11 protein-coding genes are annotated in these 15,948 nt (G+C 38.4%); 8 read left to right on the top strand and 3 right to left on the bottom strand.

Annotated features, from left to right (window positions below):
- Positions 1-27: 27 nt before the first annotated feature.
- From PLJ10_04505 to speB, 6 genes are all read left to right on the top strand, one after another.
- Positions 28-2,037: an alpha-galactosidase gene (locus PLJ10_04505; protein ID HOK08907.1), complete on the top strand. Its 2,010-nt coding sequence runs from the start codon at positions 28-30 to the stop codon at positions 2,035-2,037.
- 210 nt (positions 2,038-2,247) lie between these two features.
- The gene (locus tag PLJ10_04500) at positions 2,248-3,150 is read left to right on the top strand and encodes a hypothetical protein (protein ID HOK08906.1); all 903 of its coding nucleotides are present in this window, start codon (positions 2,248-2,250) and stop codon (positions 3,148-3,150) included.
- A gap of 113 nt (positions 3,151-3,263) precedes the next feature.
- Complete coding sequence (locus tag PLJ10_04495) at positions 3,264-6,785, top strand: alpha/beta hydrolase family protein (GenBank protein HOK08905.1); 3,522 nt, start codon at positions 3,264-3,266, stop codon at positions 6,783-6,785.
- A gap of 424 nt (positions 6,786-7,209) precedes the next feature.
- Positions 7,210-7,605: an adenosylmethionine decarboxylase gene (gene speD / locus PLJ10_04490; protein ID HOK08904.1), complete on the top strand. Its 396-nt coding sequence runs from the start codon at positions 7,210-7,212 to the stop codon at positions 7,603-7,605.
- A 187-nt stretch (positions 7,606-7,792) separates the two neighbouring features.
- Positions 7,793-8,872 (top strand): deoxyhypusine synthase family protein, encoded by a 1,080-nt coding sequence (locus PLJ10_04485; GenBank protein HOK08903.1) that lies wholly within the window; start codon positions 7,793-7,795, stop codon positions 8,870-8,872.
- Positions 8,873-8,881: 9 nt separating this feature from the next.
- The gene (gene speB, locus PLJ10_04480; protein HOK08902.1) at positions 8,882-9,796 is read left to right on the top strand and encodes an agmatinase; all 915 of its coding nucleotides are present in this window, start codon (positions 8,882-8,884) and stop codon (positions 9,794-9,796) included.
- A gap of 107 nt (positions 9,797-9,903) precedes the next feature.
- Here speB and PLJ10_04475 read toward each other — a convergent pair whose 3' ends face one another.
- The 3 genes from PLJ10_04475 to PLJ10_04465 form a co-directional block, all read right to left on the bottom strand.
- The gene (locus PLJ10_04475; protein HOK08901.1) at positions 9,904-10,884 is read right to left on the bottom strand and encodes an ABC transporter permease; all 981 of its coding nucleotides are present in this window, start codon (positions 10,882-10,884) and stop codon (positions 9,904-9,906) included.
- A 50-nt stretch (positions 10,885-10,934) separates the two neighbouring features.
- The gene (locus PLJ10_04470) at positions 10,935-12,347 is read right to left on the bottom strand and encodes an L-fucose/L-arabinose isomerase family protein (protein ID HOK08900.1); all 1,413 of its coding nucleotides are present in this window, start codon (positions 12,345-12,347) and stop codon (positions 10,935-10,937) included.
- Between the two features lie 115 nt (positions 12,348-12,462).
- The gene (locus tag PLJ10_04465) at positions 12,463-13,599 is read right to left on the bottom strand and encodes a hypothetical protein (GenBank protein ID HOK08899.1); all 1,137 of its coding nucleotides are present in this window, start codon (positions 13,597-13,599) and stop codon (positions 12,463-12,465) included.
- Positions 13,600-13,761: 162 nt separating this feature from the next.
- On the opposite strand from PLJ10_04465, the gene PLJ10_04460 reads away from it, so the two are divergent.
- Together PLJ10_04460 and aroB are read left to right on the top strand one after the other, a co-directional pair.
- On the top strand, positions 13,762-14,790 hold the full coding sequence (locus PLJ10_04460; GenBank protein HOK08898.1) for a Gfo/Idh/MocA family oxidoreductase: 1,029 nt from the start codon (positions 13,762-13,764) through the stop codon (positions 14,788-14,790).
- 33 nt (positions 14,791-14,823) lie between these two features.
- Positions 14,824-15,936, top strand: coding sequence for a 3-dehydroquinate synthase (gene aroB / locus PLJ10_04455; protein HOK08897.1), 1,113 nt, complete (start codon positions 14,824-14,826; stop codon positions 15,934-15,936).
- The last annotated feature ends 12 nt before the right edge of the window (positions 15,937-15,948 follow it).

Raw genomic sequence — 15,948 nt, 5'->3', positions numbered from 1 at the left:
GATTATAAATATAGAAAGGAGTTTATTATGTTCTGGCGATATATGCTATTAGCGATATTGGTTCTTTTAGGAATTCCATTAGCATTTGGACAAACCTCCGCTAATCAAGATGAATTAAAAATGGCAAAAGACTGCTTCGAACGTTGGTTCGGCGAAAAACTACAAAACAAATCAGACCTGTTCCCAGGCTCTCTAATAATTAATGGTGAATCTGTCACAAGCAAAGTGGACTCTTGGCAACGAGAAATCACACCAAAAGAGAAGAGTAGTGTTATATGTCGGACATTAACGCTAACCCTACCTGAAATCGGTTTCGTAGTTCGTTATGAAGGGGTATACTATCCTGATTTCCCTGTCATCGAATGGACTGCATACTACAAAAACATTTCTAAAGAAGATTCTCCATTAGTACAAGACCTTAAAACGATTGACCAAAGTTTCCCTGAATTTGCAGGTCAAAAAGTAATACTGCATCGGAACAAAGGGGATAATTGCACCGCGGATAGCTACGAACCGATTATAGAAGAAATAAATAAAGAGTCTGAAATAACATTATCTAACACAGGCGGACGCCCCACACAAATCACATTTCCCTATTTTAACTTTCAAAGAGACGACGGTGGGCTTATTTTCGTTATTAGTTGGGCTGGTCAATGGTCATGTAAATTTAAAAGAGATGCAAATGGAGTTTTGAACATTCAAGGAGGACAGGAACTTACACATTTCATATTGCATCCAGGAGAAGAAGTTCGTGGACCTATGGTAGTATTGCTTTACTATTCTGGAGACAAACGACGCGGACAAAATTTATGGCGACAATGGATGATTGCCCATAATTTACCCCATCCCCACGGAAGCCCTCCTAAGGTACCTTTACTTCTCGCATGTAGTTCTCATCAATATGGAGAAATGGTTAACGCTAATACGGATACACAGTTAATGTTTATTGAAAAATATCTTAAACGAGGATTTCCCCTTGACTATTGGTGGATGGATGCAGGTTGGTATCCTTGCGATGGGCAATGGCCCAAAACAGGGACATGGGAAGTAGACCAAACCCGATTTCCTGGTGGATTTAAGCCTATCTCCGAATTTGCTCACAATAAAGGGGTCAAAATACTTGTATGGTTCGAGCCTGAGCGTGTTCATGCGGGGACATGGCTCGCCGAAAATCATCCAGAATGGATTTTAGGCGGAAACAATGGGGGATTGTTAAACCTCGGGAATCCTCAGGTACGGGAATGGCTTACAAATCACATAGATACCCTTCTTACTAACGAAGGTATTGATTTATACCGACAGGATTTCAATATAGACCCATTGAAGTTCTGGCGGGAGAATGATACCCCAGATAGGCAGGGAATTACCGAGATTCAGCATGTAGAAGGATATTTTGCATACTGGGATGAACTGTTGCGTCGTCATCCCAATATGTTAATTGATTCCTGTGCCAGTGGTGGTAGACGCAATGATTTAGAAACTTTACGACGGGCTGTGCCTCTCCTACGAAGTGATTACATTATGGAGCCTATCGGCAATCAATGCCATACCTGGGCGTTATCTGAATGGTTCCCATTTTACGGCACAGGTACTTCTAAAACATCAGACTATGAAGTCATAAGTGTATTATGCCCCAGTTTTACTGCCTGTTTTGACCAAAGGGATGACAATATAAACTGGGAACGATTGCAAGAACTTATGCAACAACGGAATGTATATGGAGAAAATTACTTTGGCGATTATTACCCATTAACCCCTTACTCACTCAGTAAAAATGTTTGGATTGCCTGGCAATTTAATATGAGCAAAAAAGGCACAGGGTTTATCCAGGCTTTCCGTAGAGAAGGATGTGACAACAGCGAGATAAGTTTGCCCCTTTATGGGCTTAACTCAAATAAAAAATATAAAATTACACCTTTGACAAATAATGCCAAATCATTAGAAATTAATGGTGATGAGTTAATGAAAAAAGGAATTCCGTTACAAATACCCGAAAAGCCTGGAGCATTAATTGTCATATACCAAACAACAGATTAACCTTTAATAAAAAGGACAAATATTATCACAAACCTTACTTATAACGTTTTCTTACTGTAATTTAAAATTTCCAATTATAATTAACAGAGAATAAACATTATTTCATAATTTAAAAAAATTATTCATGGTTTATGGTATACTTCAACCGTGAAAATATTATTTGTATCAATGGTTTTTAATAATGTGTTATATATTTAGGATAAAATAATAATGCGAAGTAAGAATAATGTTTTTTTAATTGTATTATCTATTAATATTTTTATTTTATTTTTGATAGTAAATACTTCATTTGCAGGAGAAAAAGAATCGCAGAGAGAAGAACTAACGGGGTGTGAGATAACGGGAGATATAACTATCTCACAAGACTTATCTGGAGAGGGGGTCTACATTAATGAAACGAAGTTATATTATATTCCTGGTAGTGCCGTTATTGTCACAACAAATCTAACAAAAAATACATCAGAACAGATAACAGCCTTAGGTTTAACTTCTCTCTTTCCTAACGGTTGGAAGTTTTTAGGTGTTTCCTCTGTAAATTCTCCTCCAATATATCCTGTAAATGATAAGATTACATCGAATGGCACTGACCCCTTTGAATTTGCTTGGATTTCTATCCCCTCATTCCCATTCAGTTTTAGTTTTACTGTACAAGTTCCTTCAGATATGCAGGGTCCTTGCCAAATAATCTCACAGGCGTTGTTTCGTACGACAAATGTCCAATTTTGTTCAAATATTGTTCAAACTTCATTTGCAGGGGATATGCACCCCCCAGAAGGTGAAGGACTACAAGAAGGAATTGCAGAAGGAAATGGAGAAGGCATTGGAGAAGGACTACAAGAAGGAATTGCAGAAGGAAACGGAGAAGGCATTGGAGAAGGCTCTACGGAAGGCAAACAAGAAGGCACAAATGATGGGGTTAAGGATGGAGAAGATAGTAGAGAAGGGACATCTTCAACAGAAGGGGAAGGTAGTATAGATACACCTTCAGATAAAGCCTGTGGTTGCACTGACACATCAGAAGATAAATATCTATGGCAAAAATATCTAATCGACTTTTTATTGGTTGGGATGCTTTTAATTATTATGAGTGGCACTGAAAATCGAAAAAGGTAAATCTCTAACAAAAAAATCACGTAGTCGGACAAATAAGTGTGATATTTGTCCGACCATTTTTTTGAGGCTATGTATATGCTAATATTAATTATAACTTAGGAAAAGGAAACGCTATGAGACATCAAGTAAAAAAACTTTTTTTGGTTTTATTTCTTTATTTAATATGTACTTGCACTTTTATTCTTTCCGCTTCAGAAGAAAATACCCATCAGAAAGAATTGTGGTTCCAAAAGTTTCAATTTGAACCAATAACATCAGGGGAAATATCGCCAAAATCTGAAATCAAAGATGAAGAAGTTATCTTCACAATAAAAACAAAAAATGTAGGAAAACAATTTGTTCGTGCTTCTATTCCATTTCCATACAAAAAAATGAAAGTGACAGATAAAGTAGTATTACAATCACAAGGAAGAGAAATCCCTGCAGATTGTCGTGTTCTTACTACCTACGGAGGTGGAGAAGGTTATGTCCGCAGGGCATTACTCTCGTTTACAGATAATTTTGAAAGAAAGGAGAAGCAATATATTGTTATCTGCGACAAATTAGCCTCATCAAAAAAGTTGGACAATAGCACATCATTACAAATAGGTGGCAATTCTTTCGAATATGACGGCAAACAAATCATTGTTAATAATGACAAAGATAAACCTTTAAAAATAACGTTAATTTGTCCAATAACAAACAATAGGGAAATAAAAAAGGAAATTATAGAACAAGGGGATCAATATTTATGGGCTCGCTGGCTACAGTGGGATGATGCTTTCCCTAAAATTATTGAATTACGAGCAAATGCAGAAGGGCAATTTGCGGTGCGAGTATTTTTACAACGATGTGCAAAGGAAGATGGCTATGCACCAGAGTTTGGTTTACGTATTGAAGGCGAAGGACATATATCAAAGATTCTTGGAGATAGCATTACACTGTTGGACAACTACTTTGAACATGAACTAAAAGAAGGGAAAGACATTTCATTTCGGACAGAAACAGGCAAAAAATTATGTTTTCCAGATGCAGTAAACTGGCGAAAAGGCTCCATTTACAGCAAACCTACTTCCAATGGGTGGAACGTTACTTATTTGCGAAGTCGGGAAATAGACAAAGTTCCACACCAACCAATGGCATGGCGTACTGCGTGTTTGTATATCGGTCCTTCAGATATGAGTGAATGGAATGAATTATTGGAACCACCAGTGATTTGTTGTGTCCCAATTTCTATGTGGAAATCTATATATCATTGTGAAGAATGTCCGGAGCCGGAGAATGAATTATTAAAAGAAATTGTCCGTTGGCATAGAAACGCTATGGCAATACCAAGGCTTTATGGAGATGATTTCGGGAATGTGTCCACTATGCCCGTAAACTCTGTTTTTGGGATGAACCGATTGAATCATAATACAGAAATATTTTATGAATCTCTACGAACAGCAAACCCAGAAATACGAAAGACCTTCTTACTGTGGTGTCAAAATTATACACAGTTGTCAATATGGTGGGGCGAGTTAGAAAAAACAAATTTTGGAGGAACGCGTTATAACAATATTCGAGGCAGAGACCCCAAAATACATGAAGATGACAATAATTTTATGTGGCGTTCTAATGACTCTGTTACCTTCTGCACAAAAGGCTTTGACAATTTACTTTTTGCGTATGAGGAGACTGGTGACCCATTTTATGCATGTGGTTTAAAGTGGCAGATTGAATATGCAAAAGAGAATGTTCACGCCAATACAGGGGAATGCAGAAATGTAGGGGTTGTAAAAGATTTTATGATTCTATACCATGCTTTGGGGAAACAAGAATATGTACAACATGCCTTACGACTGTTCCGTGAATTACGTGAAAAATTATGTGATAATCATTTATTTTCTCAAGGTGGTGAACCATTAAAAAAAGATGTGCCATTTATTCAAAATGACCAGACTGGATATAAAAATCCGTTCCCGAAACCTTATATTTTGGGCTATGCATTGCAGGGATTGCCAGATTTGTATAAGGAATTCCCAGATGAACCTCGTTTATATGAAACCATAGAATCTATTGCAAAGTTTATTGCGGAAAGTGGCGACCCTGTAGGTGGTTGGCGTTATCCCCATCCACGTTCACCACTTACATTCATTGGACAAGGGATTGAACATGCCCAGCAATTGGTAGATGCTTGTTCCGTGTTAAAGGAAAAGTCCCCTTATTTTGACCTTTGTTTAGATAGAATTGAAACTGTTTTACAGGCACGGGTTGCAGGTTTAATACGGAACCAATGTGTCTTGAACAGTTTAGGACCATGGGAATATGCAACAGGTAAGGTAGAAGCAGGAAAAAATTTAGAAGAAATATACAAAACGTTTGAGGAACGCGATTATTCAAGAGATTATACAGAGGGAAATATCTCCTGCACAGATGTCTTGCCTCCCGAAGGAGTAGTTTTCTTTGCAAGTGTTCTGAATTATTACCTGAAACACAGGGACGCAGAGCGTGTTTTGAATATTTCACACCCTGAATTACGGACAATCTTGATGCGTATGACATTACCGAAAACAGAAACAAATATAGAGACAGGCAAAAATTGTTCTATCGAAAAAACACTTCCTAAATTTACGGCAGATTGGCTAAAAAATTATGTGCCTTCTTTTCGTTATGAACAGGGGAAATTTACTAATTTCGAAGATTGGAAGAAGGAAGGTCGTAAGAAGGTTTTTGAATGTCTCGGTTCTCCACCACCGTTTACCTTGTTCAGACCCGAATTAATTATAGAGGAAGATCGAAAATCTTATGTTGCACGGAAACTGATTATGAACATATCTGAATGGGAACGTATACCAGCCTATTTGCTAATCCCGAAAGGGACACCTCCTTTCCCTGCGGTCGTGTGCTTGCATGACCACGGTGCACATTTTAGTATCGGTAAAGAAAAGGTCGTCCAGCCTATAGCGGAACGTGATGAGGTAGTTGATGATGCAACAGATTGGGTAAATAAATATTATGGTGGTAGATTTATCGGTGATGAACTTGCAAAGCAAGGCTATATTGTTCTCGCAATTGATGCCCTATTTTGGGGTGCACGTCAGGAATGTGAAGGTAGTCAGTATGAACATCAACAACAATTAGGGTCAAACATATTTCATTTAGGAACATCATGGTTGGGGATTATAACATGGGATGATATTCGTTCTGTGGAGTTTTTGAAAAGTCTACCAGAGGTTGATGGTGAACATATAGGTGCAATAGGACTTTCCATGGGAGCACATCGCACATGGATGCTAAGTGCATTATCGGATAACATTAAAGCAGGCTGTGCTATTTGCTGGATGGCTACCACACCATCATTGATGGTACCTGACAATAATCAGACACGAGGGCAATCCGCATATTCAATGTTAGCACCAAATCTGTATTTGTATCTGGACATACCCGATGTTGCCAGTTTAGCATGTCCGAAACCAATGTTGTTCTTCAACGGCACAAAAGATATTTTATTTCCATTAGAAGGTGTAGAAGAAGCATATAAGATTATGGGGAATGTCTGGCAGACTCAAGGAACACCAGAAAACTTGCATACAAAAATATGGAATGTCCCTCATGAATTTAACCGCGAAATGCAAGAAGAAGCATTTCAATGGCTAAATAAACATCTAAAATAAGATTAACATTTCCAATAAAAAGTACATTTTATTTTTTTGAAAAAATACATTTTAAATATTTTTTGAAAAATTTCTTTTATTTTTTTTATTAAGAATTTGTTTTTGTAACAAAAAAATTTTTGTAACAAAAAAATAACTAAAACTGTATATTTATGAAAGCCTCATAAATAGAGGCTTTCATAAATATGACTGTTTTTAAAAAAAATTTAAAATTTTTGTAACTTTTAACTTGATTTTTCGTATTAAATTTTGTAACATTCTACCAATTTAAAATATATAGCCTGCATATCTCCGTGTGATATGGAGGCGGCACAAGCCGACCCCAAGCCCTAAGCTCCTTAGTGAGGCGACCAGCGTAAGGCGGCAACGCGGTACCAACTAAAAACAATAAACCTATAGGAGGGTTTATGAATTGCACAAGGGCATGCATCTTATTATCGATTGTCGGAATGTGTCGCGCGACCTATGCTTAAATGACAAGCTGGTGTTGAACGTGATGGCTCGTGCTGCGGAACGAGCCGGCGCGACTGTAATTTCGCAAGTTCGTTACAAATTTGGGAGTGATTCCCCCCCCGGATTTGCCGCCTTGGTCATGTTAGATGAAAGCCATTGCTCTGCTCATACCTATGCAGATTTAGGGCTCATCGCTATGGACATCTTTACTTGTGGAAAGACAGACCCACGGATTGTGTTCCGTTATATCCAAGAAGAATTAGATCTCGGAGATGTTACAATCCGTGAGTTGCCTCGGTTTCCCATTGAAGAAGAGATACCGTCGTCAATTCACAAAATTGAGTCCTTTGCAATGGCAAACAAATAATTTTTTCTGGATGCTTGGGACAGATAATTCCTGCCAAAATAGATAGGGTGTTTTTTTCTCTAAATAGAGCAGGAATAACGTTACAAAACAAGCAAAGGGAGAGTATTCTCTTAGGCTATACCTTCCTTTGTTATTCGATTTCTGTTTATAATACTCTAAATACAATGCAGATAATAGGAGAGTAGCCATGCATCGTGAATTACATGATGGTCGCGAAGATGGCCTTATGCCTCTTGAAAGTCTGGATTTGTCTAAAATACATCGGTTTAGTGACCTCATCAAAGCAATGAGAAAGACTGCTTTCACTGGAAGAACATTAGGAGAAGCATTCGAAGTATTATTGCAAATGTTTCGTGATGAGGATTGCAGTGTTGTTCTTACTCTTTCAGGAGCTATGACCGTGGCAAAACAAGGTATGATTATTTGTGAAATGATTAACCGTGGTTTGGTTCAAGCGGTCATCGCAACAGGTGCACTTATTGCCCACGGTGTTACCGAAAGCATTGGACTTACTCACTACGCTGTAAATCCAGAGGTAGATGATAAGGAACTTTTTGAAAAAGGTTATAACCGCGTATACGACACATTAGAGATGGAAGCCAATTTAAATGATGTATGTGAAGTGGTAGCTCGAGTGTTGGATTTAATCGAACCTGAAGACGGCTTCTGGTGTTCTTATCGCTTCTGCCATGCTATCGGAAAAGAATTAGAAGATTTAAATTATGGTCCTGGCATCTTACGAAGTGCTTATAATAAAAATGTTCCCGTTTACATACCCGCCTTTACTGATAGTGAAATGGGACTGGACTTTTCTACGTGGGCAATGAAAAAAGCCATTGAAAAAAGGCAGCAAGAAAACAATGTTTGGGACCCAGAAGAATTATTTCAGGCTGTGCCTAATTTTAACCCATTTTTAGATTTACAACATTACGCCCGATTAATCGGTAGAGCAAAACGATTAGGAATTATAACCATCGGCGGTGGTGTTCCCCGCAATTGGGCACAACAAGTAGGACCTTATTATGACATAACCGCAAACCGATTAAATGTAGAGATAAAACGACCTCGATTCCAATACGGCGTCCGTATTTGTCCTGAGCCTGTTTATTGGGGAGGCTTATCAGGTTGCACCTATTCCGAAGGCGTGAGCTGGGGCAAATTTGTGCCACTCGAAGAAGGTGGTAGATACGCAGAAGTATTAGCAGATGCGACACTTGTTCTGCCTTTCTTAATGAAATGTGTTTTTGAAGAATTAGACGCAAATTAAGAGGGCTGTATGAATAGAAGTGGAAAAACATATTTGTCTGAAAAAGAAAATTTCATGGCGTTGTCTCAAAATTTTTCTCATTCGGACACTGCAAATGTTATAGTGTTGCCTGTACCATTTGAAAAAACATCAACATTCGGAAAAGGCTCAAAAAAAGGACCAGAAGCAATCATCAACGCCTCACACGAAGTAGAATTATACGATACTGTATTAGGGTACGAGCCATATAAAACATGCGGAGGAATTGCTACATTATGCCCTCTACGAACTACTTCCATCTCAGGTTCAAATTTGGCAAAAACATTAGAAAAAGAGGTGAGCTACTGGCTAAATAAGAAAAAATACATTGTTACCCTTGGTGGTGAACATTCAAGCATTGTAGGTTCAGTTTACGCACATATAACTACATATAAACCCCTCACCATTATTCAGTTGGATGCCCATAGTGACTTGCGAGATGCATACCTAAACGACAAATGGAACCATGCTTGTGCTATGGCACGTATTTTAGACCGACATAATGAGAAATTAATTCAGGTGGGTATACGGAGTGAAGCACCAGAAGAGCCAGAAATCTTAAAACAAGAAAAGAACCGTGTCTTCACCTTCTACGCCCATAAACTAAAAGAACGAGAAAAGATATCTATAAAAGAAATCGTAGACCTCTCCGATGAACAGGTATACATCACATTAGATTGTGATGTTTTTGACCCAAGTATTATCCCATCTACTGGGACACCGGAACCCGGAGGTCTAACTTGGGAATGGATTAATCATTTCTTCTCTGTCTTATCAAAAGAGAGAAAAATTGTCGGATTTGATGTAAGTGAACTCAGTCCCATTCCCTTCCTGCACCATCCACAATTCACCATAGCAAAACTAATTTACAGACTTATTGGACTCATCTTTCCACCTAAAAAATAACGAACCCCTATCCTATAAGAAAATCCCATACATTACACTCTATCTTTTTTATATGAAAAATTACATAGTAAAATGACAATATGACATCGAAATTCAACGTCAGAGGGTTAGCTTTGTATGGTTCCAGATAGACGTTTGCGGAGATTATCGTAGAAAACAAGAATTACAAGTAGAGCACCGACAAATACTTGTTGCCAATAGGCATTAATGTTTTCAATATTACAGAAATTTCTGAGAACCATGATAATCAGAGCCCCTGCTAACGCAGAAATAGCACCACCTTCACCTCCCATCAGGCTTGCACCGCCAATAACACATGCGGCAATGGCATCTAATTCGTAGGTTTGCGCAGCGTTTGGGTCGGCAACGCTGGTCCGTGATGCTAATACCAGACCCGCCAATCCTGCCATGGCTCCACATAAGACATAAGCAATGGTACGAACAAGCTCCACACGTATTCCAGAGAGTCGCGTTGCAGTTATATTTCCGCCAATAGCATAAAGTGCTCTACCGAAACGGGTCATCGTAAGGACGAACGCAAATATAACTGCTAAACTACCTGTGATTGAAACTGGTATCCACCAGTATAATGTTCCGCCCAACCATGAGAAGCTGTTAGGCAAGCCGAAAATGGTCTGAGCACCACTAATAACCAAAGTAACCCCACGTGCTGCCATCATCATACCTAATGTGGCAATAAACGGAGGTATTTTCCCCTTAGTAATTAATAACCCATTAATAAAACCAGCAAAACCTCCACAGGCAATTCCCACAAAAATACCGATTATTACCACAAGATAATCGGGATAGTTGGCTTGGTGTAAGTTTTTCATCAATAGGCATGCAGACATACTTGCAAAAGCAGCGACACTTCCGACAGAAAGGTCAATTCCTGCTGTTAAGATAACCAATAATTCTCCAACACACATAATCCCAATTACAGAGGTACGATATGCAACACTGGTCAAATTTTCTACTTTTCGGAAATCAGGTGAAATAAACGCAAGAATAATACATAATATTGCAAAAATAATTAGAGGAGATTGTCGGGATAATGTTCTTTTCACACGACTGAATTCTTTTGGCATATTTAAACCCTTTTTAGTTTTATCGCTCTACCAAGTATGCATTATTTTATCTAACTAAAATGATAATACACATCCCAGCCAAGATATTTCTCCCATGCCTCATAAACGCTTTGTGCTGATTTGCCGAGTGTTACTGCCACATGGTGTTCAAATCCGTTAATACAGATATAGTGAAGAAGTGTTTGAAGATTAATAATCTTGGCAACACCATAACCACCGAAAGAATTTAATTTGTCATTAGTAAATTCTCCTTCACCAACAAATGCTTGAATTTCACCCAAATCTTCACGTGTACAGACACGTGCGAAAGTCATAGGGCTGGATATGATTTGCCCTGTAACAGTTCCATACGTATTTTCTTTTCCAACGGAACCTGCAATTATCGCCTGATAATCCATCGCTGGCTTTTTAAAGAATGATTTGGGTAAATTGGAACAGTGGAACATAACACAACGGTCTGGGTCATTTTTGTAATTGTTGTTCCAATCCAATAATGCACTGGGACGTTGCGAAGCAAGGGACAGAGAATACATTGAAATAGCTCCGCATACATCTACTTCACATGCACTTGGTATAAGTTTTTCACTTAGCATACTCATACATGTGCAAGGCACTACTCCGAAATATGTTTCAAGTGCAGTCCAACATTGGATAGCCGTGGCATCCAATTCCTTTTCTTTAATCCATCGTTCCGTGACAATAGAAAAGCGAGCCATCCGCTCGATTGCTGTCACTGGAATTGACTTAACAGATATATATTCTGAGATTTCTTTGCACTTTTCTTTGACCAACGTGTCATTTGCAGAAAGCTTCTCCGCTTGTCCCAAAATTTCAGATAGGTCTATTGTTTCAATGGATATGCCGTAATTTTCAAGGAGTTTTTCGCTGTATCGAACCGTATTAAATGCAGAAGGACGTGCCCCCATTGCACCAACACGGCAGTTTTTTAGTCCACGGACTACTCTACATGTCCCTGCAAATGTGTGCAAATCTTCTAAAAACTCGGGGGAGTTTAGTGGTTCTGTGTGAAATGTTGTTAAAGTAAAAGGAATGCGGTATTGATTTAGGTTTGCACAAACGCTGATTTTACCACAGAACGAATCCCTTCTCCGACTAATACTCATTTCATTAGGGTTGTCTGGTTGTGCATGAATTAATATTGGCACTTGTAGGTTGGCTAAACGTAATGTATTGGCAACAGCACGCTCATCACCAAAATTTGGTAGTGTAACAATAATTCCATCAATATCATCCCTATGTTTTTTAAATAAATCAGCACATATTTTTGCATCTTCCCATGTCTCAACTGCTCCATACTTTGTATCCTCTTCACCAAGTATTACAATACCAAAACCTTGTTTTTTCAATAGTTTCACAATTTCAGCATGCCCTTCTTTGGCAAGGATGTCAGGGAAGAACCCTCGATTTCCGACGATAACTCCAAAAGTAAGATTCTTGTTCATAATTCTTTTCCTTATTTGTTTTCTTCTTTTATAGTATATTAATCACGGATTACATTTAGTCTCAAATTATGGCTGTCATTTTTGGATATACCTGTGATATTTCTTAATTGTCTTTTCACATTTCTGATTCGGAAACTTCTCGACACATAAAACGGATACGATTATACCGAAAATTATAATCAGGGTCTCCTCCAATCTGGCAGGAATAGAAAAGATATATCATATCTTTTCCTTTCTCATTGATTACAATTGCTTCGGGCACATGCGTCGCAGGAGTATCTGGGTCAGGGTCAATATAACCTGTAATCTGCCAATGGACACCATCTTTTGATATGGCTTCAGTAATTTTTCTTCCTTTCCAGCCATGATGTTCATATCCACCAGGGTCTGCATAGGCATAATAAATGTTTTTAACCTTGACAACATCAGGGTTTGGAAATTCCCAAAGGCAAGGATTTTCGCCAATACGAATCAATTTCCAATCTTCAGACTTCATGAAATCTCCATGATTCTCAGCATAGCCCATTGCAGTTCCACGTGGTGTCCAGTAATCAAACCAAATTTTAAACTTGCCGTCTTCATACATAATTGAGGGACGATGGTAAGTACCCCATAAAGTAACATCTCCTGCCTTATCTTTGGAACCTAACTCGCCAACATATTCCAAAATAGGCTTTTCCGAACGTTTCCAGTGTACCCCATCATCAGACACGGCACCCATAACACAATAGAAATCGCCATCCGTATCGTTAGGTGTATCCGCAGGAATTCTGTCTTTATCATGCCCAGTAGCACTATATGCCATGTAGTATTTATTCCCTACTTTAATAACAGATGGGTCACCATTATGCCATTCATCAAAATAGGTTCCCGAAGTACTAAATAACGGCTTCCACAACTTCGGATTGCAGGTAATATCCCATGTATTATCACCCGAATATACCTCCCATGGTCCTTCCAATTTCTTTGACCGTGCCATAAAAATAGCATCACAACCCTTAAAGTCAGGAATGTTTCTATTGCAGTCCTCAACTGCCCAACCAAAAAACCATGCTTTGAATGGATATTCTGCATCAGGTTCATGAAGTACATGAAAATTGTACATATTACCAAAGCCACTCAAAATATTTTTATAATTCTTTTGCCATAAGGCTGAACAATTCTTAATCTGGTTATTACTGGTAATCCGAAACTCCAAAATAAAACATAAGCAGAGTAATGAAATTGTAAAAACAATTCGTTTGCTAATCATTCTTATATCCTTTCTATTTCCTTGGTTTATCATTTAATAGGTTTATTTAAACAAGTTAAATTATGTAAATAGAATACGTTTTTGGGATAATAATGTCAATTTACAAAAAATAGCCAATTAAATTGATAAATGACAAAATAATGTTTAGAAGGAGATAGCTACATGAGCAAGAAGGTACGAGTTGGAGTCATCGGTTGTGGTGCGATAGCTGAACGAGTTCATGTGCCTGATTACCATGCTTGTCCGCAAGCAGAACTGGTTGCATTTTGTGATGTAGATGAAAAGAAAGCAAAAGCATTGGCAGAACAATTCGCACCTCAAGCACGCATTTATACCGATTATCAAAAAATGTTTAAGGATGGAGGCATTGATGCAGTTTCAGTATGCACACCCAATATTTATCACGGACCTGCCACTATCTGTGCCATAAAAGCAGGGTGTCATGTTTTGGTAGAGAAGCCTATGGCAACCAGCGTAGAGGAAGCACAAAAAATGATAGACACCGCAAAGAAAGCAGGTGTGTTACTGATGGTGAATCAAAGTCAACGACGTTTCCCAGAACATCGCAAAGCGAAAGAAGTAGTAGAAAGTGGAATATTAGGGAAAATTCTCCACGTTACCGCAATGTTTGGACATGCTGGGCCAGAAGAATGGAGCCCTACTGGAAAATGGTTCTTTAATAAAAAAGAGGCTCGCTTTGGGGCTATGGCAGACTTAGGTGTTCACAAGGCAGACCTTATTCGGTATCTAACAGGAAAAGAAGTAGCAGAAATTTGTGCATTCTTCGCCCGATTAGAAAAGCCAAACGCAACTGTGGAGGATAATTTTGTGTCTGCACTAAAATTTACAGACGGAACGTTAGGCACATTATCAGCGTCATGGACAGTAAAAGGAATGTCTGCTGATTACATCATACTTCATTGCGAACGTGGTAGTCTTCAGGTAGGTTTAAACCCCGAAAAGCCCGTCGTAGCAAACTTAGTAAAGCCATTATGTGATATTGTATTTCCACTTCCAGAGCCATATAGCAATGTCAGTTGGGGTATTGACATAGGTGGTGCATTTGTCCGTGCTATTTTAGGTTTAGAACCTCCGTATTGCACCGCAGAAGAAGGGAAAAAGGCATTGGAAATTATCCTATCAGCAGAGAAATCCGCAATTACTGGAAAAACAATTAAGTTGAAACACTAATTGAAAACCTATGTGTATTTGAAAGCTACATCTATGAGCAAACAAATAGGAAATACAAAAACGGTTTGGGTCAAGCTGATTGGGCATACATATCCTATTCATATAGGGCAGAATATTTTCTCTATGCTTGCAGATGAACTCATTCGTCTGGACTGGAAAGGGAAAGTTGGCTTGATTACAGACGAACAGGTGGCGAAGTATTACTTAGATATATGCGAGCAAGTATTAAAGAAAGCTTGCCCACAAGGATATGTAATTCATATCTTACCTGCAGGTGAAGAATATAAAACATTGGAACAAATTGAACATATATGCACTACTATGTTAGAAGGAGGGTTAGACCGCTCAAGTGGAATTATTGCTATGGGTGGAGGTGTTGTTGGAGATGTAGCTGGCTTCTTTGCATCATCCTATATGCGTGGGATACCGTTCATACAAATCCCAACAACTATTGTTTCACAGGTGGACGCAAGCATCGGTGGAAAAACAGGCGTAAATCACCCATTAGGCAAGAATATTTTAGGGGCATTTTATCAACCTCAACTTGTTTTAATAGACCTTAACTTTCTAAAAACACTACCTGAACGCATCTATCGTGAAGGTTTTGCAGAAATTATTAAACATGGAGTTATCGCTGACCAAGAACTTTTCGAATACTGTTTAATACATGCAGAGATAATGTTACATAAAAATTTAGAAGCATTAACATATCCCATTGTTCGCTCATGTGAAATAAAAGCGGATATCGTTATGAAGGATGAAAAAGAACAAAATATCCGTGCATACTTGAACTATGGGCATACTTTCGGTCATGCTTTCGAATCCGTAACAAATTACCAAAAATTCCTTCACGGCGAAGCAGTTTCTATTGGAATGGTATCTTCCGCAGAATTGGCAGTCCTTATGGGTTATGTTAACGACGAAATCCCCAAATTACATCGCGAAGTCTTACGTAAATACAATTTACCAGTTGCATGGCAGGATATTCCTGTGGACAAAGTAATTCAATCCATGTATCGTGACAAAAAAACAAAAGTCGGAAAATTAAGATTCATCCTGCCAAAGAAAATAGGAGAAGTCACAATTGTCTCTAATATACCTGAAGACTCAATACGGCAAGCACTTTCACGGATAATGCAAGGCTAAACGGTAATTGTT

The sequence above is a fragment of the Candidatus Hydrogenedens sp. genome (assembly GCA_035361075.1).
Lineage (GTDB): Bacteria > Hydrogenedentota > Hydrogenedentia > Hydrogenedentales > Hydrogenedentaceae > Hydrogenedens.
Note: the sequence above shows the minus strand (reverse complement) of the source record. Positions and strands in the feature narration are given on the sequence as shown.

Coding starts and splice junctions, on each gene's coding strand:
- PLJ10_04505 (HOK08907.1), top strand. CDS start 28: ATGTTCTGGCGATATATGCTATTAGCGATATTGGTTCTTTTAGGAATT.
- PLJ10_04470 (HOK08900.1), bottom strand. CDS start 12,347: ATGAACAAGAATCTTACTTTTGGAGTTATCGTCGGAAATCGAGGGTTC.
- PLJ10_04485 (HOK08903.1), top strand. CDS start 7,793: ATGCATCGTGAATTACATGATGGTCGCGAAGATGGCCTTATGCCTCTT.
- PLJ10_04460 (HOK08898.1), top strand. CDS start 13,762: ATGAGCAAGAAGGTACGAGTTGGAGTCATCGGTTGTGGTGCGATAGCT.
- speD (HOK08904.1), top strand. CDS start 7,210: ATGCATCTTATTATCGATTGTCGGAATGTGTCGCGCGACCTATGCTTA.
- PLJ10_04475 (HOK08901.1), bottom strand. CDS start 10,884: ATGCCAAAAGAATTCAGTCGTGTGAAAAGAACATTATCCCGACAATCT.
- aroB (HOK08897.1), top strand. CDS start 14,824: ATGAGCAAACAAATAGGAAATACAAAAACGGTTTGGGTCAAGCTGATT.
- PLJ10_04495 (HOK08905.1), top strand. CDS start 3,264: ATGAGACATCAAGTAAAAAAACTTTTTTTGGTTTTATTTCTTTATTTA.
- speB (HOK08902.1), top strand. CDS start 8,882: ATGAATAGAAGTGGAAAAACATATTTGTCTGAAAAAGAAAATTTCATG.
- PLJ10_04465 (HOK08899.1), bottom strand. CDS start 13,599: ATGATTAGCAAACGAATTGTTTTTACAATTTCATTACTCTGCTTATGT.
- PLJ10_04500 (HOK08906.1), top strand. CDS start 2,248: ATGCGAAGTAAGAATAATGTTTTTTTAATTGTATTATCTATTAATATT.